Here is a 25,883-nt window from a genome sequence, read left to right on the forward strand (position 1 = left end):
AGTCTTTACTCGGGCATCAGGGTAGCCGCTTTGCTGATAATTTTCCATTGACCTTCCAATTTTTTCAGCAGGAAAATATCTATGAAATGCATTCCTCTGGTAGGAATCTTAATCTCGGCTTTGGCAATGGCAATGTTATTCGATTGGTCGATGGTCAAAATCTTTCCTTCTCTACCATTGAATTTTCCTTTTTCCCGATTTTTGAATAAATCAGCGTACTCCTTTGGGGACAATACCCATAATTCTTGGTCTTTTTTGGACAGGAACAGCTCGGCTTCTTCATAAAAGGCAGATTCTATCTGTTCGGTATTATTGTATGAAGAACCATCCAAATAGTCTTGAAGTGTTTTTCGTATGCTTTCTTCTTCAGACTGGGCATGTAAAGAAAGAGTTATTGACAAAAAGATAAAGATTAAAACTGTTGTTTTCATGATTTAGAGTTTACATTGTTTTTTGATTTGATTTCGATGATTTTTCCGTTGTCTTCATCGGTAAGGATATATAATTTGCCGTCCGGACTTTGTCTTGTCTTTCTGATACGAACCCTATCATCCAAAAAAAGCTCTTCAGCACTTTTTATAGTTTCATTATCAATTTGAAACCGCCATAAACTTCCTCTGGAAAGCCCAGGGACAATTAGATTGTTTTTCCACTGTGGGAATTCGGTTCCAGTATAAAAAGTAAGTCCGGTGGGAGCTACGGTATGCTGCCAAAACCAAACGGGTGGGGTGAAATCTACACCTTCAAGTTGTGGAGGGGTGTAATCCGAACTTCTCAATTTTCCGGAAGTCACATTGGGCCAACCATAATTGGCTCCGGCCTTTAGGATATTGATTTCATCGCCTTGAATGGTACCATGCTCGCTGAACCAAATTGTATTGGTATTAGGTTGGACGGTAATTCCTTGAGCGGCTCTAATACCCATAGCGTACAATCCAGGAACAGCATCAGGACCAAAATCTGGGTTGTCTTCGGGAATGCTCCCATCAGGATTGATTCTATATATTTTCCCTCTTTTATCCGAAGCATCTTGTGCTATGGGAATTTGAGGTTCATCTCGTTCCCAAAAGAGGCGCTCACCAATCGTAACATAAAGTTTTCCATCGGTTCCGAAGGTCATTCCACCACCATAATGATAGTATTCTCTAGTATATGGAGCAGCATCAATCAAAGTCTGATGGTTAATCAATGAGTTGTTGTTCAGTTGGGCTCGTACTACTTTAGTAGTGGTTCCAAAATTCTTTTTGGCCGCGTACGATATATATACCCACTTGTTTTTTTTAAAATTCGGGTCTACCAAGACTTCAAATATTCCTGAATTATCTCCAAAATGAATTGCGCGGATACTGTCTGTCAAATCACTTGGAAATCCCTTTACGGTTCGCTTTTCTTTTGTTGAAAGATTTACGCTCAAAAGTTTTCCATCCTTTTCTGAGACGAGCGCTTCATCGTTAGATATGAAAGCCATACTCCAGGGATGATTTAGGCTATCCAAAACCACTTCCTTGATGGGATGGAAAGGTTGGAATTCTTCAGTAACTGATTTTTTATGATTTTCGGCGCACCCAACGCAAAGTAGAATAATGGGAAAAATCAATTTGTCCATCTTTGGAAGTTTTCCCCAAATGACCTCAAAACTGCGCAACTATTCTTTAAAAAACATGATTTTTACAACGAAAAAGCTCATGCTTTTCCAAATTCTCTCCTGTATTCGGATGGTGTACGTTTTGTTTTGGCCTTAAAGGCCAAATTAAACGAGGTGATATTACCAAAGCCAGAATCGTAGGCTACTGCAATGATTTTTTCATTCCTGTAGTTGGGGTCTATTAATAAAGACTTTGCTTTCTCGACCCTATGGCTCGCCACAAAGTCGGAAAAATTCTTTTCTTCATTCTCGTTGATGGCCTGGGACAATTTTCGAGGAGACACCTTCAATCGTTCAGATACACTTTCTAGCGAAAGGGAATTGTCTAGATAGATTTCTTCTTCTGCAAAAAGGTTTCTTAGGGTCTGAATTAATTGTTTGGATGTAGATTTATCCAAGGTCGAAGAATTATATTTTCCCAATTGAAAGGCGTGTTTTTGAAGAAAGAGGAAAGAGAAGACATAAATCAGTAAAGAGAAAAATAGAGCACCTGCAATGTAGAAGGAGAATAAACCCGCCAGATGGCCCATGTAAAACAACCATATCAAAGCGGTTCCAATGACCAGATTCCTAAACCAACTGCCCAGTGGTTTTCTAATTTCAGTTCGGTTTCCAACTAGCAAACCAAAAGAAAGAAAAACGTAAACTGCCAAATGCGAAAAAACCAAAATGTAAATTACATATGATATGGGGTTTGCATTATTGGGTATAACAGTTGAAAATGTGACAAATAGGATGAAAGGCAAAAAATGAAGAACGTCTTTTGATAAGAAGTCTTTTTTGGATACAAGCAAAGCTTTTCCATAAAACCATAAAGAGGGTCCGGTAAGCAATATTCCGGAAAGGCCCAAATTGCGTTGCCAAGGCGTCAAATCCAAATAAACGTTAAGTACGGATTTGCCGATTCTGATGGTGAGTCCTAATATGGCAAGCCCCAAAAAAAGATTGGCTCTTCTATTTCCTTTATTTAATGTGAAAAGGTAAAGCGAAAGGAACAAGGCTTGTGCAATTCCCAAGCAACTTAAAGCCAATATTACCATATCCTTGCTCATACATCAAAAATAGGAAGAAGAGGGCAAATGGAAATCTATGTCATTTTAAGTTGTTACTTTTAACAAAAGACCTTTAACTAATGAAATTTTCACATTGGAGTTTTGGCATTTTTTTATTGATTTCAATAGGATGTACTGAGAAAAAGCAAATGGAGGAAACCTATTCGTTGTTCGTGGGCACCTATACAAATGGTGATAGTGAAGGAATTTACAAATTGGATTTCAACCCCAATTCCGGAAGTTTGGACAGCATGAGGCTCATGGCCAAACTGCCCAACCCTTCATTTCTGGTTTTCTCGTCCGATAAGCAATATCTCTATGCGGTTCAGGAAACAGCTGATTTTGATAGTTTGGGTGGTGGGGTGACCTCCTTTGTTTTAAAAAATGGATTGTTGAAAGCACTTAATAGTATGGGAACAGGCGGAGCGCATCCATGTCATGTAGCCTTTTCTCAAGAGGGCCAAATAGCCGTATCCAATTATACAGGAGGGAATCTTAGCGTGTTTGATTTAGAGACCGATGGAAGTTTGGGCAAGAAACAACTGATTGACCATAAGGTTTTGGATACCACAAAAGCTTCGCATATACACAAGGCCCATTTTAATGAAGATGGATTGTTTACGTCTGATTTGGGGTTGGATGGAATTAAAAGATATATGAAAAAGGAGGATTCCTGGCAATCCGCACATCAAGCTTCTATTGACCTTCCAGAAGGAGCGGGCCCAAGACACTTTGTATTTAATACCGATAGGTCCTTTCTGTATGCCATCAATGAGTTGAACGCTACAATTACCGTTTTCAAACGGGACGATGAAGGGAGCTACAATCCGATTCAAACGGAAGATACTTTAGCTCCTGACTGGGAAGGAGGGAAATCTTGTGCCGATATTCATTTGTCTCCAGATGGAAGATTTCTATATGGTTCAAATCGTGGCGAGAATACCATAGTTACTTTTTCTGTTGATGGCAACACTGGAAAAATTGGTTTGGTAGCACGTGAATCGGTTCGTGGTGATTGGCCTCGAAACTTCACGATTGATCCTTCAGGCAATTTTTTGTTGGTCGCCAATGAGCGAAGCAACAATATTTCCGTTTTCAAAAGGAATGTGGAAAATGGAACTTTGGAATTCTTAAATGAAATAAAAATTGGCGCTCCAGTTTGTCTGGTTTTTCAATAATCCGGTTAATCAAATAAGGGCACTGCGGTTTCATCAGGATTTCCTTTGGCAAACCAGGTCATCCTGTGCTTTTGAGGCCATCTTCTGATTAAAGTATCTGCTTTGATATCGTACCAGACGGCATCAAAATCACCTTTAGTAGTAAGGACCACGCGCCATTCTTTTTGAAGAAGTGAAACATCCTCATAGCTAGCGTTTAGGCTATCCCAATCTATTCCCGAAAGCACCTGAGGGTCTAAGTGGGCCATAACTTCTTTTTCGCTCAAAATGGCTAACCAAATGGGTTCTGATAAATGTTCAATGGACAAATCTTCGCGTTTTGCTCCCCAACCGATTTTGATATCTGAACCATTTCGAATGGCATTCATTAGAGCAGCTTTACTTCCTTTCAAAACAGCTCCTTCCCTATCTGTTTTAAGCACCACATTCCAATTATTAGAGGTTTTTGGAGTGTTTGAGGTACATCCAAAAAACAAGAGCAATACGACAATACTTGCTAGATTTTTCATGATTCGATTTTTTGATGTGAACCTTTACAAGTTACGGAAAGACCTCATTAGAAAATACAGCGAGTATGATTCTTTTTCTTTAGAAGGCTATCCAAAAAAGAACTCATGCAAAAAACGTCCTGGAGCCAAAGTAAACCCTCCTGCAATGCCGATGGCACCTATGTAAAGTAAAACCATCTTCCGTTGATGCGCCTTGATTCTACCCTTTTTGACGGCCGTATAGGCCGTAGGAACGGTCCATATAGTGAGAAAACTGAACAAATGTATCCATCCAAAATGATTTAAGAACCTTCCTCCCACATCGGCAGGCATAAAAAGAGTGAGAATGGCTGTTATCAGCATGAGAACCATGTATATTTTGCCAAGGTTTTTATGGATAGAAGTCCCCTTTTTAGCCATAAGACCGTAGGCTCCTAGAAAAATACAGGGTACTACGGTGATGAGGTGCGTATACATTAAAGTTTCATAGTTCATAACTATCTTTTTGAAAGGAATACAATTATTCCAATAATACTTAGGCCCAAAAGAATAGTGAAAAAAATCTTCCAAAAACTATAGGGCCTTGTCCCCGAAATGGTTCCATTTTCTCCATTCACAAAAAAGTTATATTCCTTGGCATTGTATCGGTAGGAACTTACATAAACGGGAAGTAAAATATGTTTGAAGGTTTCTTCGCTGAGCTGCATATCCATATGACTAATACGCTGGGTATCCCCTCCAATATCCTGCCTGCACCATCTTTTGGCAATCTGTTCCGCTTCCCCTTTGGCTGCCAAATGGCCTTGCTTTAATGGAATAGTATATTTTTCAGTAACAAACCCACGAAGAAAACTACTGTTGAAGGGTTGTAAAAGTTTTAGATTCCACATCGCAATTTTTGAAGGGACACGGCCTTTTCGTTGTTTTGAGGCTTCGACCAAAGTATCATCAACAAAACCCGAAACCTGACCGGATACTGGATACCATCTCGTTTTTCTGACCCTTTGGGTCACCATTTTACCTTGTGAATTACGCACCCGTTTGGTTTCATAATAATACTCCCCCCTTTGACCTCGGTAAGAAGCATTGAGCTGCGCATCAAAAGTCCAATAGGGTAGATATAGCCCTTTGGTGAATTGTGGGTCCAAAGCTGCTTTTTTAAGGTTGTTTGGAGCAAACCATAGTTGCTGCACCCAGCGTTTAAAAATTTGATGTGATTTCTGTTGATCTATCTGAAAAGGAAGTACCGCACCAGGCAAAATCCACTCTTCTTTATATAGGTCTTCCAAAACCAAAGGCATGCTGCAATACACACAATGAAGAGATTTATAGTTTTCTTCAACATGCTGATTGGCACCACAATTTTTGCAATGCAACATGCTGATTTCCTCACTATGGCGTTGTGCGCCCATCTCACTTAAGTATGGGTAAAGTTCGAGCTCCTCGAACCCGTTTGGGTCAACCGAAATGGTTTCTTGATGGCCGCAGTAGTCACAACTAATGTTCGTAGTACCGGGTTTATACTTTAATTCGGCACCACAATTAATGCAGGACTTTTTGAGCTCAGTTTTTTGAATGGACTCTTCCAAATGAATATGAAAACAATTACTACTGTTTAGATGTTAGGTAAAGGGGGAGGGGTACTTCCACCTAAAAAGGATTTCAATTCTTCTACCTCTTGAAGGGCCGACCAATTTGACATTCCTTGTTTCCAAACCAAACTTTCACGATTAATGGTTCTATTAGCGAAAAGTGCTTTAAGCTGATCAAAGGAAACAGGTCCCTGTTGGGTACCATTTACTGCATAAAAGTATTGAACCTGGACGGGCATTGGAGGCGGAACGGGTGTTTGAGCTTGCTGCATTTGTGACTGTCCTCCCATTTGTGGACTCATCATACCTCCCATTTGTTGGGCAAGTACAAATCCCATTCCCATTCCCATTCCCGCGCCTGCGGTTCCACCTTCATTTTTGGCAGCAGCTTCTATGGCCTTTGCAGTTTTGAATTTGGTCAATTTATCTAAATCCAACTTATCTATTCGACTATACTCGAAGATTTCCTTTTTCAAATCTTCAGGCATGGACACATTTTCGATGTAGAATTTCTCTAAAGAGATACCCACACTTTCAAATTCAGGGGCCATAACTTCTTGACAGGTATCCGATAGCTCGGAAGTGTTAGCGGCATACAGTTCTATGGGCAAATTAGCTTCACCTACAGTATCGGTAAAACGAGTTGCAATCAAACTTTTTAAATGCTCATTGATTTCATAATTGGTGAAATTGCTATCGGTTCCTACAATATCCACGATGAACTTCCCAGCGTCTGAAATTCGAAAGGCATAGGTTCCAAAGGCCCTTATCTCCACCAATCCAAATCGCTCATCACTCAGAGTAATTGGACTTTTAGTTCCCCATTTTTCATCAGTGAACAGATGGGTGTTCACAAAATAGACTTCGGCTTTAAAAGGGGAATTGAAGCCGTATTTCCAACCCTTAAGGGTTGCCAAAATGGGCAAGTTTTGTGTGGTAAGGTCATAGGTTCCTGGTTCAAAAACATCAGCAAGTTGACCTTCATTGACAAATACGGCGGTTTGTCCTTCACGGACAATAAGCTTCGCTCCGTTTTTAATTTCATTCTGATAGCGCTCAAAACGATGTGCAATGGTATCATCGGTATAGTCGAGCCACTCAACGATATCAATAAACTCATTACTGAGTTTTTCCTTTATTTTTCCAAAAATATCCATGGTTTCGTGTTTTCTAGTTTTGACTAAAGCTAGCAAAAAAGTGTATAGCCTTTTCTAAATTTGTATAAAAATGAAACAATTTGTTACGTTTCGTATAAATGCAATTCAATGAAGCACATAGTAAGCATAGCCCTAAGTATTTTGCTGTTGGGTTTCTTTTCCTGCAAACCCGAAAAAAAGGAACCTCAAGTAAGTATAGGATCTGAAGAGAATCCCGAAGAAATCATTGAATTGACCCTGGAACAAGCTAATATACTGGCTACTCTGCCGGTGGAATGTATTACTAAGGAATACCCCAATAAATTAGGACATGTTTTGGGAGGTGAAGAAGATTTAGGTTCACCCAAAACCCTGCACCCTGCTTTTTATGGCTGTTTTGATTGGCATTCGGCGGTGCATGGACATTGGTCCTTGGTACGATTGCTCAAAACTTTCCCTGATTTGGAAGAAGCGGAGAAAATAAGACAGATACTCTCTGAGAATTTGTCTCAGGAAAATATTGCTACCGAAGTTGCTTATTTTGATAACAAGCATAACCGAAATTATGAACGCACGTATGGATGGGGTTGGCTTTTAAAATTGGCAGAAGAGCTTCATAATTTTGATGACCCTTTAGCAAGGGAATTGGAACAGAATCTTGAGCCATTAACGCAATTGATTGCTCAAAAGTTCGTGGCATACCTCCCTAAATTACAATACCCGGTTCGTGTTGGGACACATACTAATACAGCCTTTGGACTTGCCTTTGCTTGGGATTATGCTAAGAGTCTAAAGCATCAGGAGTTGAAAGATGCCATTCAAGATAGGGCTTTGGCTTTTTATCAAAAAGATTCAGGATGTCCCTTAGCTTGGGAGCCTAGTGGCGCTGATTTTTTATCACCCTGTTTTGAAGAAATTGACCTAATGCGACGAATTTTGAACAAAGAAGATTTTTTGAACTGGATAAACAATTTTATGCCTGATTTAAAAGAAATCAGTTTTGATTTGCCAGAGGCCATAGTTGGTGATCGAAAAGATGGTCAATTGGTCCATTTGGATGGATTAAATTTCAGCCGAGCTTGGGTCTTATATGGTTTGGCAAAACAATATCCTGATCAATACAGCCATGTTTTACCATTGGCACATAAGCATTTTGCGTATTCTTTTCCAAACTTGGTAGGGGACGACTATGAAGGAGGCCATTGGTTGGGCTCCTTTGCGATTTATGCCTTGGGCGAACGTTGATGCTTTTTTAAAGTCAGGATTTGGTGGAGTAATTTTATGGTCTATGGATAAAAATATATTGGGCTCAGAACTAAAAGCTTGCTGCTTTAAACCAAAAACAGGATACTACCGCGATGGTTTCTGTAAGACCGGAGCGGAGGATATAGGCACCCATGTGGTCTGTGCAATTATGACCAATGAGTTTTTGGAGTTTACACGCAGCAGAGGCAATGATTTAACTACCCCCATTCCATATTATCAATTTCCTGGTTTGAAAGCTGGTGATAAGTGGTGTCTTTGTGTCTCGCGTTGGAAGGAAGCTTATATTGAAGGTTTGGCTCCATCTGTTGTTTTAGAGGCAACCCATGAAAAAGCATTGGATTATGTCAGCTTTGAGGCTCTATTGGAACACAAGTATTTGGCAGAATAAAAGCTTAATTAGGCTTTACTCTATAGGTTATTTTCCTATTGGTAATTATGGTTGACCTCACATTTAGCGTAACATCACCTTCATCGCAAAGTATACTGTTGTCTATAAATTCCATACTACATAAAGAAGGCAGGGAAGAGCCACTACCATCCATAAAACGGCCAATTGTAATATCTGAGGCCAAAGAAGTATCTAATGCGGAATTAGCTGGAGCCAAAGCAAGGGTTGTAGTTGTACCGTTGGCTGTATAGGTCACTTCGCCAGTTGCTTCATTGTAAGCTACTGTGTAAGGATTGTTGCCTGATAGAAAATTACCGAGGTTAAGGGTATAGGTTTGTTGTAGTCCATCGGTTCCGTTGATAACCGTAACTCTAACCCCCAACTCATCTCTTGTAATATGATAGATTCTGAAATTGCCAGCAGTGACAATATCGGCGGTACCTTCCAAATCTTGATATTCAAAAGAAACAGCAAAACTTGTGAAATCGAAAATGCCACTGGAATTGGGAACTACAATGTCAAAACCAGTAGAGCCTCCTGCACCAGTGGGAAAGTGTATTCCACAACCTGTTTGTGCTGCATTTGAATTCACAGAAGTAGCATTTGGACCAATAGAAGCATCTGTAATTGTAGGCGTGTCAAAATCAAATCTTGAAACTACGGGACTAGGGGTACCATCATCGCATACCCTATAGGTAAAACTGTCTGTGCCAATAAAACCGATATTTGGAATGTAGGTGAAGCTTCCATCAGAATTCAAGGTCAGGGAGCCAGAAGATGGTCCAACGATTGGGTTTGTTCGGACGCTCATTGTTGCGTTTCCATTGGCATCACTATCATTGGCCAGAACTCCATTTACCGAGGTAATTGTTAAAGTGGAGTTAGTTCCAAGAACATAAGAATCGTCAACGGCTAACGGTGCTGATTTTTGTCCGGACATTTTTGTGCAGGCCAGAAAACAGCATAAAAGAAAAGTCGACAAGAGAGTAACTCTTTGATTCAAAGCAATTTGTTTCTTGATTATAAAAGTAAAGAGAGATGTCTGAAAGAGTAAATATTTGTTGTGATTTTATGGATAAAAGGGGCAAAAGAAGGAAAACAGGAGTTATTTCATTATTTCCTCACGTTTTTTTTGGGTAAAATACCCATTTGGAACTTTATTCAACCTCATGGTTTTTCCTTACTTTTAGTACGACTAATTCAACACGAAACGAAAATGAGAACTCGCTTTTTTCAAGCTAGCATTGTTGTGCTAGCCCTTCTACTATTGCCATGGGCTACCGATGCCCAAAGACGAAGAAAATCCACAACACCATCACCAGAATATCCTTCAGAGCTTTACTCCAGTTTGGAGTATCGTTTGGTAGGGCCATTTAGAGGGGGCCGTTCGGCGGCAGTTACCGGGGTACCTGGAGAACCCAATCTGTTTTACTTTGGAGCCACTGGAGGTGGAGTATGGAAAACATTGGATGGAGGGCGTAGTTGGAAAAATATTTCAGATGGCTTTTTTGGTGGAAGTATTGGAGCAGTGGAAGTAGCCAAAAGTGACCCCAATGTTATTTACGTAGGTGGAGGTGAAAAAACCCTACGTGGAAATGTATCAAGTGGTTATGGGGTATGGAAAACGGAAGATGCAGGGAAGACATGGCAAAAAGCGGGACTTGAAAAAAGCAGGCATGTGCCAAGAATTCGGGTGCACCCAACCGACTACAATACCGTTTATGCAGCAGTCCTTGGAAATATTTACAAGCCTACAAAGGAACGTGGCATTTATAAAAGTACAGATGGTGGAAAAAGCTGGAAGCAAGTACTTTTTGTGAACGACCAATCTGGTGCCGTTGATTTGACCTTTGACCCGAACAACCCTCGCATTTTATATGCTTCAACTTGGCGCGCACAACGAACACCATATTCCCTAAGCAGTGGTGGAGACGGTTCTGCCCTTTGGAAAAGTACCGATAGTGGAGAAACTTGGACTGAAATATCCAAAAACGAAGGCTTCCCAAAGGACACTCTTGGAATAATGGGGGTTGCAGTTTCCCCAGTGAATTCAGAAAGAGTGTTTGCCATTGTTGAGAATAAGAAAAAAGGAGGATTGTATCGTTCAGATGATGGTGGAAAAAAATGGACCCAGGTTAATAGTGAAAGAAAGTTACGTCAACGAGCTTGGTACTACACTCGAGTATATGCAGATACTGAGGATGAAGATGTAGTTTATGTAATGAATGTCCGCTACCATAAAAGTACTGACGGGGGTAAAACTTTTAACACGTTCAATGCGCCTCATGGAGACCATCACGATTTGTGGATTGCACCAGAAAATTCAAAACGGATGATTATTGGAGATGATGGTGGAGCCCAAGTAAGCTACGATGGAGGTGAAACGTGGAGTACCTATTATAACCAGCCGACCGCCCAGTTTTATCGTGTTACCACAGATAACGCTTTCCCATATCGTATTTACGTGGCCCAACAAGATAACAGTACTGTACGCATTAATCACCGCTCCAATGATGGTAGTATAGGGGAAGATGACTGGGAACCTACTGCAGGAGGTGAGAGTGCACACATTGCAGTTGACCCTACCAACAATGATATTGTGTATGGAGGAAGCTATGGAGGGTTTCTAACACGTGTAAACCACGAGAATAAAACCGTTCGTGGCATCAATGTGTGGCCAGATAACCCTATGGGTTATGGTGCCGAGGGAATGAAGTATCGCTTCCAATGGAATTTCCCCATTATCTTTAGCAAACATGACCCTAAAAAACTATACACCTTCTCCAATCATGTGCACATGAGCACTAACGAAGGACAGAGCTGGGATTTGCTGAGTGGAGACCTAACACGAAACGACTCCACCAAATTGGTATCTAGTGGGGGACCCATAACCCAAGACAATACTGGGGTAGAGTACTACTGCACCATTTTTGCTGCCAACGAAAGTCCTTTAAAAGAAGGTTTGATGTGGGTCGGTAGTGATGATGGATTGATTCATTTAACTCAAGATGGTGGACAAAACTGGGAAAATGTTACTCCAACAGGAATGCCAGAATGGATGATGATAAATAGTATTGAACCTTCCAATTTTGATGAGGGAACATGCTATGTTGCAGGAACACGATATAAGTTAGGTGATTTTCAACCCTATTTATATAAGACCACAGATTTCGGAAAAACCTGGACCAAAATCACCAACGGAATTGAAAGCGAGCACTTTACTCGAGTAGTGCGTGAAGACCCTAAACAAAAAGGATTGCTCTATGCAGGGACGGAAACTGGAATGTACATTTCATTCAATGATGGTCAAAGCTGGGAAAAGTTTCAACTGAATTTACCTATTGTGCCTATTACTGATTTGACCATTAAGGAGAATAATCTTGTAGTTGCTACCCAAGGGCGTTCGGTTTGGATTATTGATGATCTTACAGTACTTCACCAGTTGGATGCTTCAGCGAAATCAGCAAGCACCAAACTTTTTGCTCCAAAAGATTCATACCGTACCAAAGGTAGAGCTGCAAAAGAACCTAGTTTAACGGAAGGTCAAAACCATCCAAATGGGGTAGTGAGTCATTTCTATTTGAAGAATTATTCCGAGAAAGATACAGTTCAATTGACGTATTTGAGAAGAACTGGGGATACATTGGCAAATTTCAGCACCCATTCCAAGGATAAAAAGAAGAAATTGAATGCCAAAAAAGGAGGAAATACCCATGTTTGGGATACCCGTGGTAAAGGAGCTGAGCTCTTGAAAGGAATGATTCTTTGGGCAGCCAGTTTAAATGGCGCTAAGGCAGTTCCTGGAGATTACCAGGTTTCTTTAAACGTAGATGGTAAGATAGAAACTCAATCCTTCAAGATTTTACCTGACCCAAGGGCTGAGGTTTCAGTGGCGGATATGCAAAAGCAATATGATTTTATCTCTGACATTAATACCACTATTGATAAAGCACATCAATCCATCAAAAAGATTCGAAAAATTAATGAAAAATTGGATGTATTTACCAAACAATACAAGGACAATGAGGCCACCAAGGCTTTAGTAGAAAAGGCCAAGGAGATGAAAGAAGGTTTTGGCGAAGTAGAAAAAGCACTTTACCAGACCAAAAATAGAAGCAATCAAGACCCATTGAACTTTCCAATTCGGCTGACCAATAAGTTGGGTCATTTAAATCGTTTGGTCAGTATAGATGATTTCCCTCCAACCGAGCAGGACATTGCAGTAAAGAATGAAATGACAACAAAAATCAACGCGCAATTAACTGCTTTCGATAAATTAGTGGACGAGGAGATGAAGGCCTTTAATGCGGAGTTTAACCAGCTAGGTTTGGAGTATTTAAGTATAGAAGAATAACCGATATTATGAAAAATATAATATGCGTAGTAGCCCTAATTCTTGGGGCTACTTCTTTTGCGCAAACTGCCGAAGAATATTTTAAACCCGTTAAATATAGAAACATTGGGCCCTTTAGAGGGGGACGTTCCGTTTGTGCCACTGGAGTTCTGGGTGACCCTATGACCTATTATATGGGAACAACGGGAGGAGGTCTTTGGAAAACTGATGATGCAGGTCAGCATTGGAACAATATTTCCGATAGCTTCTTTGAAATGGGTTCCGTGGGAGCGGTTGCAGTTTCTCAATCCAGCACAAACGTAGTGTACGTTGGAATGGGAGAACATGCTCCTAGAGGAGTCATGACTTCTTATGGAGATGGGGTTTATAAATCCATTGATGCTGGAAAAACTTGGAAGCACATAGGTCTAAAAGAAACGCAGCATATTGCTAGGATTGTGATTCACCCAACCAATCCCGACATTGTATTCGTAGCTGCTCAAGGAGCACTATATGGGCCAAACAAAGAACGTGGAATTTTTAAAACTGTCGATGGTGGGAAGACTTGGAAGAACGTACTTTTTGTAAACAATCTCACCGGCTGTTCCGAGCTTTCCATGGATGCCAATTTCCCGGACATACTTTATGCCACAATGTGGGAACATCAACGCAAGCCAGAAGTTGTGATCAGTGGAGGCGAAGGGAGTGGTGTTTACAAATCCGTTGACGGAGGGGAAACTTGGAAGAAGATTGAAAAAGGACTTCCCAAAGAAAAAGGAAAGATGGCCATTTCCGTGAGTCCAGCTAATTCCAATAAAGTGTACGCACTTATTGAAAGTGATTCGAATGCGGACAAAGGGGGACTTTTTGTTTCCAACAATGCCGGTGAAAGTTGGAGTATGATAAGTGGTGACAATCGTTTGACGCAAAGAGCTTGGTATTACACCGAAGTATTTACTGACCCCAACAATGAAAATGTGGTCTACGTATTAAGCGCTCCGGCCCTTCGTTCCATTGATGGTGGAAAAACATGGAGTAGACTTTCGGGAACTCATGGTGATTACCATGACCTATGGATCAATCCTGATAACTCAAAAAATATGGTCATTGCCAATGATGGTGGTGCTGCAATCAGCTTCAATTTTGCAAAAAGTTGGTCTACCCAAAACATAATGCCAACGGCTCAGTTTTATCGCATTAATGTTGATAATCTTTTTCCATATAACATATATGCCGGCCAACAGGATAATACATCGGTAAAGATTGCTAGCCTTTCTGTAGGAAGGCGTAGTATCAGCAGAGAGGATTGGAGCTATTCAGCAGGAGGTGAAAGTGCTTTCTTGGCATTTGACCCCGATAACCCGAGATATGTTATGGGTGGTAGTTATTTAGGGACCATCAATTTGTTGGATACCCATACCAAGGCCTCTACCAAGGTTATGGCATCACCGATTCAGTATTTGGGACGTACCGCTAGGGATATGAAATACCTTTATAATTGGAATGCCCCTATAATTTGGTCCCAACATGAACCTGGAACGTTTTATCATTGTGCCCAGTTGGTCCTTCGAACCAAAGACAATGGAATGACATGGGAAGAAATCTCTCCAGATTTAACCCGAAACCAGGATGACAAGCAAGGAAATGGAGGAAGACCCTACACCAATGAGGCCGTGGGTGCTGAAAATTATGGAACCATCGCTTATATGATAGAATCACCCCATGAAAAGGGAGTTTTCTATACGGGAAGTGATGATGGATTGGTTCATATTACCAAAAATGGAGGGGAAACTTGGGAGAATGTCACTCCAAAAGGGCTCCAAGAATGTTTGGTAAATGCCATAGAGGTATCCCCCCATGATCCCGCTACCGTTTACATCGCAACTACACGCTATAAATTCAACGATTATACACCGGCTATTTATAAGTCTACGAACTATGGAAAGAGTTGGACCAATATCAGTTCTGGAATTCCAAAGAGTTCATTTACAAGAGTGGTTCGTGAAGACAAGGACAGAAAGAATCTATTATATGCAGGAACGGAAAAGGGTATTTACATTTCTTGGAATGGCGGCCAAAATTGGGAATCGTTTCAATTGAATCTGCCCAAAACACCTATCCTGGATTTAATGGTCCACCAAGGCGATTTGGTTGTGGCCACCTCTGGACGCTCTTTTTGGATTTTGGATGATTTGGGATTACTGAAAGAATACAACAAATCTCAAAAAGCTGCAAAGTTATATCAGCCTGAGCCAGCCTACAATGGATCATGGGGGAGTGCTTTGAGCGGTAATTCGGCTAAATTTAAAGGGAGTCAACCTTTTACTGGAGTAAATCCAGCCAATGGATTGGTAGTGTATTATGAGTTGCCCAAATTGGACTCTACCGAAATCAGTATGGAAATTTTTGATTCTAAAGGCAAACTGATCAATTCATTTTCATCCAAAAAGGATTCAAAGTATAAACGATACGATGGCGGACCGCCACCAGCACCAAAACTTGATAAAAAACTAGGACTCAATCGTTTTGTATGGAATATGGGCCATGCCATAATGCCTGGGGTAAAGGATACCTATATTGAAGCCAATTATAGGGGGCATCGTGCTATTCCAGGTACGTATACCATTAAGCTCAAAATGGATGACACTGTTCTGGAAACAAAAGGGATAATCAAGGAGCTGCCAAAATACAATATCAAACCTGAACAATATGAGGCGTACGATGTTTTCATGACGGAGACTGAAGCCAATTTAACCGAGATGCATACTATGGTGAATATGCTGTTTAAAGCTAAAAATCAATTAAAAGAGGTCCTGAAAAAAATAAAGGATGAATCGATTAAGAAGGAAGGCAAGGCTTTACTGGAAGAACTGGATGCTTGGGACAAGGAAATGGTACAGCGCAAGTCAAAAGCGTATGATGATGTGGAGAATTTTCCAAACAAGTTTACTGCAGAATACATGTTTTTGATTAACGCTACAGATAGCTCAATTCCAAGAGTGAACCAATCCTCGATTGACAGAAGAAATGAGTTGGAAGAGCAATGGAAAGGCCTCAAACAAAGAGGAAAAGCATTTGAAAATGTAAAGATTCCTGCTCTCAACAAGAGGTTATGGGAAGCGGGTGTCGGAGCTATTCAGCTTTGAAAACATAATACGTTTTTTCGACAAAGGTAAAAGGTCTTGCTTCTCAACTTTTTACCTTTGCTTTTAACTCCTTTTGTGAATAAAGTGGAATATTACAATTACATAAAAGCGCTACATCTTATTTTTGTGGTCACTTGGTTTGCGGGACTTTTTTATATACCGCGATTGTTCATCTATCATATTGAAGCATGGGCAAAACCATCTCCGGAAAAGGAAATCCTTACCAATCAACTAAAGTTGATGACCAAGCGCCTCTGGTACATCATTACATGGCCATCTGCTGTCTTATGTACTATTTTTGCCATCTGGCTGTTGTTTTTAATGCCAGGCTGGCTTCAGCAAGGATGGATGCACGTGAAGCTGTTATTTGTCCTTCTTCTGTTCGTATACCACGGAAAATGCCATCAAATCTTCAAACAATTGCAACGAGATGAGGTAAAATACACCTCACGTTTTATGCGCATTTGGAATGAAGGGGCCACCTTGATTCTTTTTGCAGTGGTCTTTTTGGTCATTTTGAAAAGTGTCTTCAATTGGATTTATGGCGTGGTTGGAATTTTTGTATTGGCTATTCTTCTCATGTTGGGAATTCGATTGTACAAACAGATACGAGACAAAAATCCAAACGCCTAATTGAATAATGAAAGTCAAGCACTAAATTCCAAATTTAATTAATCCTATTTTGAAATTTGAGATTTGCATTTTTCGAGATTGAACCTTTTGGTGTGATTATTGCGTAATTTTATCTCAAATCCAAACGAGTTGTTCAAAAAACTATCCCTACGCTCGCGCATCTTTGTCACCATGATTTTATTGGTGCTTATAGCCTCTGTTTTGATTGCAGGCGTTACGGTGTATCAGTATAGGGAACAGAGCAGGGATTATCACGAACAACGTTTGCAGCGCAAGGAAGAACAAATTCTTCAAAGTATTTCCTATACACTTCGTGAAACTACCTATCCACCAACGGAGGAAAATCTGGAATACATTTTTATGGATGAGATTTACAAGATTGCGGATGTCCAAAATGTAAATTTCAATATATATGATTTGGAAGGGACTTTGATAAAGAGTTCAAGGCCCAGTTTTGAAGCAGATTCCATTTCCAATTGTTTGGATGCAGAAATACTCAACAACTTGCTGGTTAGCAGTGATAGGCGTCATGTAGAAGAGAAAATTGCGGTTGGAGGAAAATTCAAGGCTTCCTATTCATATATAACCGACAATAAGTTTAAGCCCATTGGCATCATGAACCTGCCCTATTTTGAAGATAACTCGTTTAGCAATATGGAGCTAAGGGAGTTTCTTTTTCGTTTGGCCGGGGTTTATGTAATCATGCTCCTGTCAGCAATTATCCTGGCTTATTTTATCTCAAAATATATCACTAGGTCACTACAGACCCTTGCGGATAAGATGAACCAAACAGATTTGACTCGGCGCAATGAAAAGATTTACATTGAAGATTCCAGTGAAGAAATAAAGAAGTTGGTAGACTCTTATAATAGCAAGATAGACGAGCTGGAGGAAAGTGCTACAAAATTAGCGCGTAGCGAACGGGAACAGGCTTGGCGGGAAATGGCCAAACAGGTGGCTCATGAAATTAAGAACCCGTTGACGCCCATGCGATTGTCGGTACAAAGCTTTGTGCGCAAATTTAATCCTGAGGATAAAGATGCTCCTGTCAAATTGAAGGAGTTTTCGAATTCCATGATTCAACAGATAGACACCATGAGCAATATAGCTTCGGCATTTTCCAATTTTGCGAAGATGCCAGCACAACAGAATGAAACCTTGAATGTGGTCAATATCGTAAAGTTGGCTCTGGATATTTTCAATGAAGACTATATTCATTTCATTTCTGATGAAGAAGAAATAGTTGCCAAATTAGACCGGACGCAATTGATTCGCGTAGTTACCAATTTGGTAATGAATGCCACACAGGCCATGAACGATGTGGCATCCCCTAGAATTTTGGTAACGGTAGCTTCGGAAGGGGAAAGGGTAAAGATTTCCGTTGCAGACAATGGAATCGGTATAGCCGATGAGGTCAAGGAGAAAATTTTTGAGCCGAAATTTACCACAAAGACCAGTGGCATGGGCCTAGGTCTGGGCATGGTCAAAAATATTGTGGAAAACTATAATGGAACCATCAGCTTTACCTCACAGGTAGGGAAGGGTACGGTGTTTTCTGTTAAATTTCCAAAAGCATCTAAAAACACTTGAAACAACAACCCAAATGAATTACGAGAACATTTACATCGAGGAAGAGAATCACATTGCGACAATTACCATAAACCGCCCAAAAAAGCTGAACGCCCTCAACAAACAGACCATTACTGAGCTGCACGAGGCTTTTAAGGAGTTGGATGAGGATAAAGAAATCAAGGTGATTATCATCACCGGAAGTGGGGAAAAAGCCTTTGTGGCCGGAGCGGATATTTCCGAGTTTGCCGATTTCTCGGTGAAACAAGGTGGAGAACTGGCAGCTAAAGGCCAAGAGTTGTTGTTCAACTTTGTTGAAAATTTATCTACTCCTGTGATAGCTGCTGTAAACGGGTTTGCTTTAGGCGGAGGGCTTGAGCTGGCCATGTCCTGTCATTTTAGGGTGGCAAGCACAAATGCAAGAATGGGATTACCAGAAGTTTCTTTAGGGGTCATACCTGGTTATGGAGGAACACAAAGACTACCGCAACTTATCGGCAAAGGAAGGGCCATGGAACTTATTATGACCGCGGGTATGATGGATGCTTCCAAAGCACTGGAATGCGGATTGGTAAATTATGTGGTTCCCCAAGAAGAACTTTTGCCGTTATGTGTTAAGATTGGAAGCAAGATATCGAATAATTCATCTGTGGCCATAAAACACGCAATAAATGCGGTAAATGCGGGTTATAGCTATGATACGGACGGTTATGCCGTAGAAATCGATGCGTTCGGAACCTGTTTTGGGACCGATGATTTTAAAGAGGGCACTTCTGCCTTTTTAGAAAAACGCAAAGCCGATTTCCCTGGGTCATAGCCGTTGGTTCAACCAAACCGGACTATGATGAGAAATACAGTACTTTTCTTTTGCCTTTTTGTTTTTGGGGCGTGGGTCTCAGCCCAAAAAATGCCTGTTGCTTACGATTTTGGTGAGAAATTTGGTGATAGATACCGATATTCCAATCTCTTAACCATTGATAATGATGGAGATGGAGGATACATTTTGGTACGGGCCTATTTTCAAGGAATAATTTTAAAACCCAAAGGCTATTTTATTGAGCACTACAATGGCAATTTGGATTTGGTGGAAGAGTTCAACTATAAGTTGAAAGGAAAGAATTTTGTGGACGGTTTCCTAAAAGATGGAAAGCTGAATTTGCTCTTTTTGGACTATAATTATGAACGTGGACAATATGAATATTGGGTGCATCAAAGCCCAATAAAAGGATTTGATTTCACTAGGAAAAGATTACTGTCTTTATCATCAGAGCAGGTAAACAATCCTGTAGGAAAGAATTACTACAACCGAAACTTTTCAAAGGGTTTTACCACTGCTATTCTTTTCAATAAGGAAAAGACGGGATTTGTGATTAGCACGCATCACAAAAAAGGAAAATCAAACAAGCATATTATTCATTTGTACGATACCAATTTAAACAAGAGGTTTGAACATGACTTTTCCTATAGTGTGGAAGAGAAAAATTATGCCTTTGAGAATGTGGCCATATCCAAGGATGGGGAAACCGCCTATATCGTAGGTAAAGCTTATTTTAAAAAGAAGCGTTTTCGGGTAGAGGAAAGGAGATTTCAGTATGAGCTCATCAAGGTTTCCAAGAACGGAAGTCAAACACAATCTTTTGACGACCCCGGGAAATATTCAGAAGCACTTTATCCTATAATTTACAAAGACAGACTAGTCTGTACAGGCTTTTATGCAGATAGAAAGGACAATCGATACAACGGTGTCGCCTTTTTTGATGTAAATCCCATCTCGTTGGAAATCAATTCAAAAAAATATAACCCGTTTTCTCAGAAATTCATGGAAGACAAGTTTGGTCGAGATGATGATAAGGTGATAAAGAACTTGATTTTTAAGAGTGTAGAAGTAAGTCCAAATGATGAAATATTTTTCAATGCTGAAGAGTATTTCGTGACCAACAGCCTTCAATCAACAGGGGCCGGACAACGGGTAAAAATAGAGCGTTTTCACCATAACGATATAGTAAGTGCCAAATTGGATAGCAATGGCAACTCTATTTGGATACGAAACATCAATAAGGCCGAAGTTACTCAAGGTGATGGAGCCTATGCTTCGTACAGCTCATATATTAAAGACGGAAAAACCTATTTCTTTATATGTACCGCAGCAGAGAATCCACAGTTGATTAACAACGAACGCTTGATTTTTAAACAAGGCTTGAGCAGAAACCGAAATGTTTTTCTCATTTCGTTGGATGAAGCCGGAAAAATGGACTATGAAAAAATTATAGATGATAAAGAAGCCCGTTTACCGCTTATGGTTTCTAAACCCTTAAAGAATTTGGACAGCAGTAATATGCTTTTCTACGCCAAGCGAGGAACCAAAAAGCAGTTGGTAAAAGTTTCGTTTTTATAACTCAACGCAACATTTTGAAAGGTCGTACATCTTCTACAAAACGACCTTTTATGATAAACAAATTTTTTTACGCAGCCTATGTCCTTTTAGGGTTTACTCTATTGTTGGCATGCAACAATGACGATTCAGATTCTATTGAAAACGGGTTGACGGGGCAATGGAGTATTGTTGCCATAAGCATTTCAGACAGCCCAATTGGTCCTGTAATTAAACCTGGGGATGACGAAGTAATCTCGGTGAATTTCTCACAAAACGGAGAGTTTTCAGGTACCACTTCCATTAATTCCTTTGGGGGAAGAAGCACTGCCAATGATAATACCTTGCTTATCAAGGAACTGGTATCAACAGATGCCTTGGACACCTTTTTTGGACAGGCCTTCTATCAGGCGATGTCCGAGAGTAGTAATCAAAATAGACAGGCTTCGGTATTCACTATATCTTTTATAGATGAAAACACATTGAATTTGGTTTATGATGAATTCAAGTTTTTAACTTTTGAACGTCTATAATAATTGGATTTATTCCATATTTTTGGAATAAATCCAGTAAATTGAAACAAGACAACCTACAAAAAGGCCGTGGTGCCCAAAAAAATACACCCAACAGGTTTCTACAGCATATATATGAAATGCGGGAGGACTTTTTGGAATTCTGTCGCTTGGAAGGAGAAGAACCCGAGAATAAGAAGACAGAGTACATTCCCATATTTCCCAAAACTATTGTCAATAAAGTGGATAGCCCAGATGTGGGCATGTCCTATTCAATGAATCCCTACCAAGGTTGCGAACATGGTTGTATTTACTGCTATGCACGAAATGCCCATGAATATTGGGGGTATAGTGCTGGATTGGATTTTGAACGAAAGATTTTGATGAAGAAAGCGGCTCCTGAACTGTTGGAAGCTAAGCTTAGAAGCAAACGTTGGCAGGCTCAAACCATAGTACTGTCTGGCAACACGGATTGTTATCAACCTGCCGAGAAAAAGTTTGAAATCACTAGAGCATGCCTAAAGGTCTTCTTAAAATATCGCCATCCAGTAGGCATAATCACAAAAAATGCGTTGATTCTTAGGGATTTGGATATTCTAAAAGAGTTGAACGCCCTTCAATTGGTTGGGGTGAACATCTCGGTAACCTCACTTTGTGAAAAGACAAGAAGAAAACTAGAGCCAAGAACCGCATCTATCAAAAAAAGGTTGGATACCATTAAGATACTATCAGAAAACAAAATTCCTGTAAACGCAATGTTGGCACCCATGATTCCCGGAATCAACAGCCACGAGTTATTGAAATTGGCCAAGGCTACCGCAGATAACGGAGCGGTCTCTTTTGCCTTTACAGTGGTCAGGTTGAATGGGGCCATAGGCGAAATTTTCACAGATTGGATAAAGAAAGCCATGCCCGATAGGGCGGAAAAAGTACTACACTTAATCCAACAATGCCATGGAGGAAGCATCAACGATAGTAGATTTGGATTACGTAACCGAGGTGAAGGCCATGTGGCCAAACAGATTCATGATATGGCCAAACTGGCCAGACAAAAGTATTTTCAGGGAAGACAGTTCCCTACTCTAAGAAAAGATTTGCATGCAGCATATAAAGATGGACAGATGAAATTATTTTGATATGTCATTTCGAAAGAGCTTGCGACTGAGAAATCTATATTGAGATTTCCCACATTCGTTCGAAATGACAATCGCCATGAGCTCGGTTTAAATAGTGATTAATGGTAAACGAATGTTAACATATATGATAGCTGTCACTTCGAGCGCAGTCGAGAAGTCTCTGCCAAAGATTTCTCACACGGCCTACGTTTGGTTCGAAATGAAAACTAAATATTTTTTAAATAAATTTAATGGACTGTCCAATTCTTCAATTCACTTTCGTCAATAAGATGAAACAAAGTATAAACCGGTCCATTCAAGGATGGACAAAAAATTTAGACCAATGAGTAATTTTTTGTATTTGTTTAGAGGCGGGGACGAAGCCTATGCGAAACTGTCCCAAGAAGAAAAACAGGCCCATATGGAAGTTTGGGGAAAGTGGATGGGAGGCCTCCAAGAAAAAGGCCATCTATTGGACGGTCTCCCATTGGATGGGGATGGAAGAGTAGTGCATAATGGAGGAGAACTGGTTACCAATGGGCCACATGCCGAGGGCGCTGAATTGGTAGGAGGATATTTGATTATTTCTGCCAAGAGCTTGGATGAAGCTACTGAGATTTCCAGAAGCTGTCCCATTTTCGATTATGAGGGAAGTACAGTAGAGGTAAGACAAATATTGGATATGGAAGATCATGTATGACCTCCCCAATACTAACCTTTTAGATTATGCTGGGAAACAGGGTTGCTAAGACCATTTGTTTTTCAGCATAACATTTGTTCAAAAATGACCAACAGCAATCTAAACCATACCATAGACCACCTTTTTCGTAATGAATATGGAAAGCTCATATCATTACTGACCCATAAATATGGAGTTTCCTTTTTGGAGCAAATTGAAGATGCCGCCCAAGACACCTTTCTAAAAGCAATGCAGGTGTGGGGGTATCAATCTATTCCTGATAACCCTACCGCATGGTTGTTTCGGGTAGCACAGAACAGACTTATCGATGCGCTTCGACGAGATAAGAAATCGGATTTGGTGGGGGATAAAATTTTTCCAAAGGAAAAAACGAATGAAGAAAATGAAGTCGTATTAGAAGATGCTATAGAGGACAGCCAGTTAAATATGATTTTTGCCTGTTGCCACCCAACGCTTTCGCAAGAATACCAAATCATATTGAGTCTTAAGTTAATGGGAGGATTTAGTAACAAAGAACTCGCGGACGCGTTGTTGAAGAAAGAAGATGCCATTGCAAAATCCTTTACTAGAGCAAAAAAACAGTTTCGGGAAAAGGTACAGTTCCTTCAGATACCAGTTCAGATGGGTTTGCAGTCGCGGTTGTTCCAAGTGCTTCGTGTTATCTACTTGTTGTTTTCTGAAGGGTATGCTGCTACCACTGGAGCACAACTGTTGAAAAGAGATATTTGCTATGAAGCACTAAGGTTGGCATTGTTGTTACGTAAAAACAAATATTGTTCCCACCCAAATTTAGAAGCTTTAATTGCCTTGATGTGTTTTCATGCCTCCCGTTTTGATGCCCGGTTGGATAAAGAGGGGAACTTGGTCTCTTTGGAGCATCATGATAGAAGCCTTTATAACCAAGAATTGATTCGAATAGGGATTCATCATTTGGAACAGGCAGGCACAAAAGACCGAACCCCGTCTCATTATCATTTGGAAGCAGCGCGTTCCTACTATCACAGTACCACTTCATCCTTCGGCAAAACAGATTGGAAAAGTATTCTGTATTTGTACGATGTACAATTGAAGCAACAATACTCTCCAATGGTTGCCTTAAATCGTATTGTGCCCTACGGAAAGGTACATGGTCCAAAAAACGCCTTAAAAGAGTTGAGTAATTTGGAGAAACAGACCGATTTTTCAACTTCAGGCCTTTTTTATGCCATTTGGGCAGAGCTTCTTAAAGAGAAAGGCGATCCCAATTTTGAAACTTTTTTGAAAAAGGCCATTGCGCTATCCGAAAATGATTTGGTAAAACAACATTTGGAGAAAAAGCTGAAGTCATCTTAGGTTATCCCAAGTCCCACCCTGCTCTATATTCTCGACTTACCCATTCGTTGGCTTTATCATAATTGGTGATTTTCATGTTGGTACCATCCCAAAGTAGTTTTCTTCTGCCGGGGTAGGCATAAGGTGCCCAGTCCCCAACCTTTTTTCCTTCCTTCAATACTTTGTATTGGTATGCTTTTACGGCAAGGTTGCCCATGAGAACCGTTTCGGTGAGTGGTCCTGCTTTCGAAAAGTCTGAGGAAGTAGGAGTACCGTTCATACATCCATCAACAAAGTTTGCGATATGGCCATCGATGCCACCAGGAATTCTTGGGTACTTGGGTTCGGGTGATTTAAACAGTTTCATCATATCCGAAGGTAATAAGCGCGCATTTTTGGAATACGTGTCGCAGACCAGTATGCCTTTTTCACCATACATAACCGTTCCACCTCCACTATCCCCAATGGTTTCATCATCTTTAAGTTCATCGGGTAGATTTGGTTTTAGTCCGCCATCGTACCAGTTCAATGCTATATCACCATGATAGTCGTGTTTAAACTTCAAATGTATTTTGGATGATGGGGGACAGGAGGGGCTGTAGTCGGCCTCAACAAAATCACCTACCCAAACTGTGGTACAACTAGCCTCTGCTTCTTTAGGATAGCCCAAATCCAAAACACTGAAAGGGGTTTCCATAATATGACAACCCATATCGCCTAAAGCACCGGTTCCAAAATCCCACCAACCCCGCCATTTAAAGGGCAAGTAAGAAGCGTTATAGTCCCTCATCGCTGCAGGTCCCAACCATAAATCCCAGTCCAATTCTTTGGGAATCCTATCTTTTTTTGAGGGAACTGGAACACCTTGTGGCCATACAGGCCTATTGGTCCAACAATCTATGGTATGTACCTTTCCAATAACTCCAGATTCAACCCACTCCCGAGCAATACGGCTGTCATCACTCGAAGCTCCTTGGTTTCCCATTTGAGTCACTATGCCATGTTCTGCCGCTACTTGGGTCATCAGTCGCGCTTCGCGTATGTTGTGGGTCAGTGGTTTTTCAACATAGGCGTGCTTCTTGGCTCTCATGAAGGGTAACGAGATTACAGCATGGGTATGATCTGGGGTAGCCACCATAATGGCGTCAATATCGTTTAAAAGGGAGTCATATACGTTGCGAAAATCCTTGAATCGTTTGGCATCTGGAAAAAGTTTGTAGGTATCCTTTGCCCTTCTGTCATCTACATCACACAATGCTACAAATTTTACTTTTTGGGTGCTTGCCATACCCTCAATTACTCCTCGCCCCCTACCACCTACTCCGAATGCGGCAACGTACAATGTGTCGCTGGGAGGAGTATGATTTTTACCTAGCACAAAACTAGGGACAATGGTAAACGCAGCTGAAGCAGCTGAAGCATTTTTAAGGAATTTGCGTCTTTGCATG

General features: G+C 40.6%; 22 protein-coding genes. 13 read left to right on the forward strand and 9 right to left on the reverse strand.

What is annotated here, in order from left to right:
• Positions 1-5: 5 nt before the first annotated feature.
• From ACOKFD_RS13185 to ACOKFD_RS13195, 3 genes are all read right to left on the reverse strand, one after another.
• A complete protein-coding gene (locus ACOKFD_RS13185) occupies positions 6-431 on the reverse strand; it encodes a nuclear transport factor 2 family protein (RefSeq protein WP_422858345.1) in 426 nt (141 codons plus the stop codon).
• The gene (locus ACOKFD_RS13190) at positions 428-1,606 is read right to left on the reverse strand and encodes a PQQ-dependent sugar dehydrogenase (RefSeq protein ID WP_422858346.1); all 1,179 of its coding nucleotides are present in this window, start codon (positions 1,604-1,606) and stop codon (positions 428-430) included. Before ACOKFD_RS13190 ends, ACOKFD_RS13185 begins: the two co-directional genes overlap by 4 nt.
• Before the next feature lie 77 nt (positions 1,607-1,683).
• Positions 1,684-2,697, reverse strand: a complete 1,014-nt coding sequence (locus tag ACOKFD_RS13195) for a helix-turn-helix domain-containing protein (protein ID WP_422858347.1) — start codon at positions 2,695-2,697, stop codon at positions 1,684-1,686.
• 80 nt (positions 2,698-2,777) lie between these two features.
• On the opposite strand from ACOKFD_RS13195, the gene ACOKFD_RS13200 reads away from it, so the two are divergent.
• Positions 2,778-3,875, forward strand: a complete 1,098-nt coding sequence (locus ACOKFD_RS13200) for a lactonase family protein (protein WP_422858348.1) — start codon at positions 2,778-2,780, stop codon at positions 3,873-3,875.
• Positions 3,876-3,880: 5 nt separating this feature from the next.
• Here the strand turns inward: ACOKFD_RS13200 and ACOKFD_RS13205 are convergent, their stop codons facing one another.
• The 4 genes from ACOKFD_RS13205 to ACOKFD_RS13220 all read right to left on the reverse strand — a co-directional run bounded on the left by ACOKFD_RS13205 (position 3,881) and on the right by ACOKFD_RS13220 (position 7,112).
• Positions 3,881-4,384 (reverse strand): hypothetical protein, encoded by a 504-nt coding sequence (locus tag ACOKFD_RS13205; RefSeq protein WP_422858349.1) that lies wholly within the window; start codon positions 4,382-4,384, stop codon positions 3,881-3,883.
• 87 nt (positions 4,385-4,471) lie between these two features.
• The gene (locus ACOKFD_RS13210; protein ID WP_422858350.1) at positions 4,472-4,858 is read right to left on the reverse strand and encodes a DUF2306 domain-containing protein; all 387 of its coding nucleotides are present in this window, start codon (positions 4,856-4,858) and stop codon (positions 4,472-4,474) included.
• Between the two features lie 2 nt (positions 4,859-4,860).
• Positions 4,861-5,952: a DNA helicase PriA gene (locus tag ACOKFD_RS13215; RefSeq protein ID WP_422858351.1), complete on the reverse strand. Its 1,092-nt coding sequence runs from the start codon at positions 5,950-5,952 to the stop codon at positions 4,861-4,863.
• Between the two features lie 26 nt (positions 5,953-5,978).
• Positions 5,979-7,112 carry an SPFH domain-containing protein gene (locus ACOKFD_RS13220; RefSeq protein ID WP_298995826.1) on the reverse strand — a complete coding sequence of 378 codons (1,134 nt, stop codon included), beginning with the start codon at positions 7,110-7,112 and terminating at the stop codon, positions 5,979-5,981.
• A gap of 108 nt (positions 7,113-7,220) precedes the next feature.
• Between ACOKFD_RS13220 and ACOKFD_RS13225 the strand changes: the two genes are divergently transcribed.
• Positions 7,221-8,336 carry a DUF2891 domain-containing protein gene (locus tag ACOKFD_RS13225; protein WP_422858352.1) on the forward strand — a complete coding sequence of 372 codons (1,116 nt, stop codon included), beginning with the start codon at positions 7,221-7,223 and terminating at the stop codon, positions 8,334-8,336.
• A gap of 43 nt (positions 8,337-8,379) precedes the next feature.
• A complete protein-coding gene (locus tag ACOKFD_RS13230) occupies positions 8,380-8,745 on the forward strand; it encodes a DUF2237 family protein (protein WP_422858353.1) in 366 nt (121 codons plus the stop codon).
• Positions 8,746-8,749: 4 nt separating this feature from the next.
• Here the strand turns inward: ACOKFD_RS13230 and ACOKFD_RS13235 are convergent, their stop codons facing one another.
• The gene (locus ACOKFD_RS13235; RefSeq protein WP_422858354.1) at positions 8,750-9,685 is read right to left on the reverse strand and encodes an Ig-like domain-containing protein; all 936 of its coding nucleotides are present in this window, start codon (positions 9,683-9,685) and stop codon (positions 8,750-8,752) included.
• A gap of 276 nt (positions 9,686-9,961) precedes the next feature.
• On the opposite strand from ACOKFD_RS13235, the gene ACOKFD_RS13240 reads away from it, so the two are divergent.
• The 10 genes from ACOKFD_RS13240 to ACOKFD_RS13285 all read left to right on the forward strand — a co-directional run bounded on the left by ACOKFD_RS13240 (position 9,962) and on the right by ACOKFD_RS13285 (position 24,456).
• Positions 9,962-13,099, forward strand: a complete 3,138-nt coding sequence (locus ACOKFD_RS13240) for a VPS10 domain-containing protein (RefSeq protein WP_422858355.1) — start codon at positions 9,962-9,964, stop codon at positions 13,097-13,099.
• An 8-nt stretch (positions 13,100-13,107) separates the two neighbouring features.
• Positions 13,108-16,224: a glycosyl hydrolase gene (locus tag ACOKFD_RS13245; protein WP_422858356.1), complete on the forward strand. Its 3,117-nt coding sequence runs from the start codon at positions 13,108-13,110 to the stop codon at positions 16,222-16,224.
• Positions 16,225-16,308: 84 nt separating this feature from the next.
• A complete protein-coding gene (locus ACOKFD_RS13250; protein WP_422861024.1) occupies positions 16,309-16,857 on the forward strand; it encodes a CopD family protein in 549 nt (182 codons plus the stop codon).
• Between the two features lie 171 nt (positions 16,858-17,028).
• A complete protein-coding gene (locus tag ACOKFD_RS13255) occupies positions 17,029-18,447 on the forward strand; it encodes an ATP-binding protein (protein WP_298997613.1) in 1,419 nt (472 codons plus the stop codon).
• A 13-nt stretch (positions 18,448-18,460) separates the two neighbouring features.
• Entirely contained in the window at positions 18,461-19,243 is a 783-nt protein-coding gene (locus tag ACOKFD_RS13260; protein ID WP_422858357.1) for an enoyl-CoA hydratase/isomerase family protein, read from the forward strand.
• A gap of 24 nt (positions 19,244-19,267) precedes the next feature.
• Positions 19,268-20,821, forward strand: coding sequence for a hypothetical protein (locus ACOKFD_RS13265; protein WP_422858358.1), 1,554 nt, complete (start codon positions 19,268-19,270; stop codon positions 20,819-20,821).
• Between the two features lie 50 nt (positions 20,822-20,871).
• Positions 20,872-21,330: an META domain-containing protein gene (locus ACOKFD_RS13270; protein ID WP_422858359.1), complete on the forward strand. Its 459-nt coding sequence runs from the start codon at positions 20,872-20,874 to the stop codon at positions 21,328-21,330.
• A gap of 41 nt (positions 21,331-21,371) precedes the next feature.
• Positions 21,372-22,445, forward strand: coding sequence for a PA0069 family radical SAM protein (locus tag ACOKFD_RS13275; protein WP_422858360.1), 1,074 nt, complete (start codon positions 21,372-21,374; stop codon positions 22,443-22,445).
• Positions 22,446-22,767: 322 nt separating this feature from the next.
• Positions 22,768-23,124 carry a YciI family protein gene (locus ACOKFD_RS13280; protein ID WP_106144008.1) on the forward strand — a complete coding sequence of 119 codons (357 nt, stop codon included), beginning with the start codon at positions 22,768-22,770 and terminating at the stop codon, positions 23,122-23,124.
• Between the two features lie 84 nt (positions 23,125-23,208).
• On the forward strand, positions 23,209-24,456 hold the full coding sequence (locus tag ACOKFD_RS13285) for an RNA polymerase sigma factor (protein WP_422858361.1): 1,248 nt from the start codon (positions 23,209-23,211) through the stop codon (positions 24,454-24,456).
• Position 24,457: 1 nt separating this feature from the next.
• On the opposite strand, the gene ACOKFD_RS13290 is transcribed toward ACOKFD_RS13285, so the two are convergent.
• Positions 24,458-25,882, reverse strand: a complete 1,425-nt coding sequence (locus ACOKFD_RS13290) for a Gfo/Idh/MocA family protein (protein WP_422858362.1) — start codon at positions 25,880-25,882, stop codon at positions 24,458-24,460.
• Position 25,883 lies beyond the last annotated feature (1 nt).

The organism is Flagellimonas ulvae (genome assembly GCF_049333175.1).
GTDB lineage: Bacteria > Bacteroidota > Bacteroidia > Flavobacteriales > Flavobacteriaceae > Flagellimonas.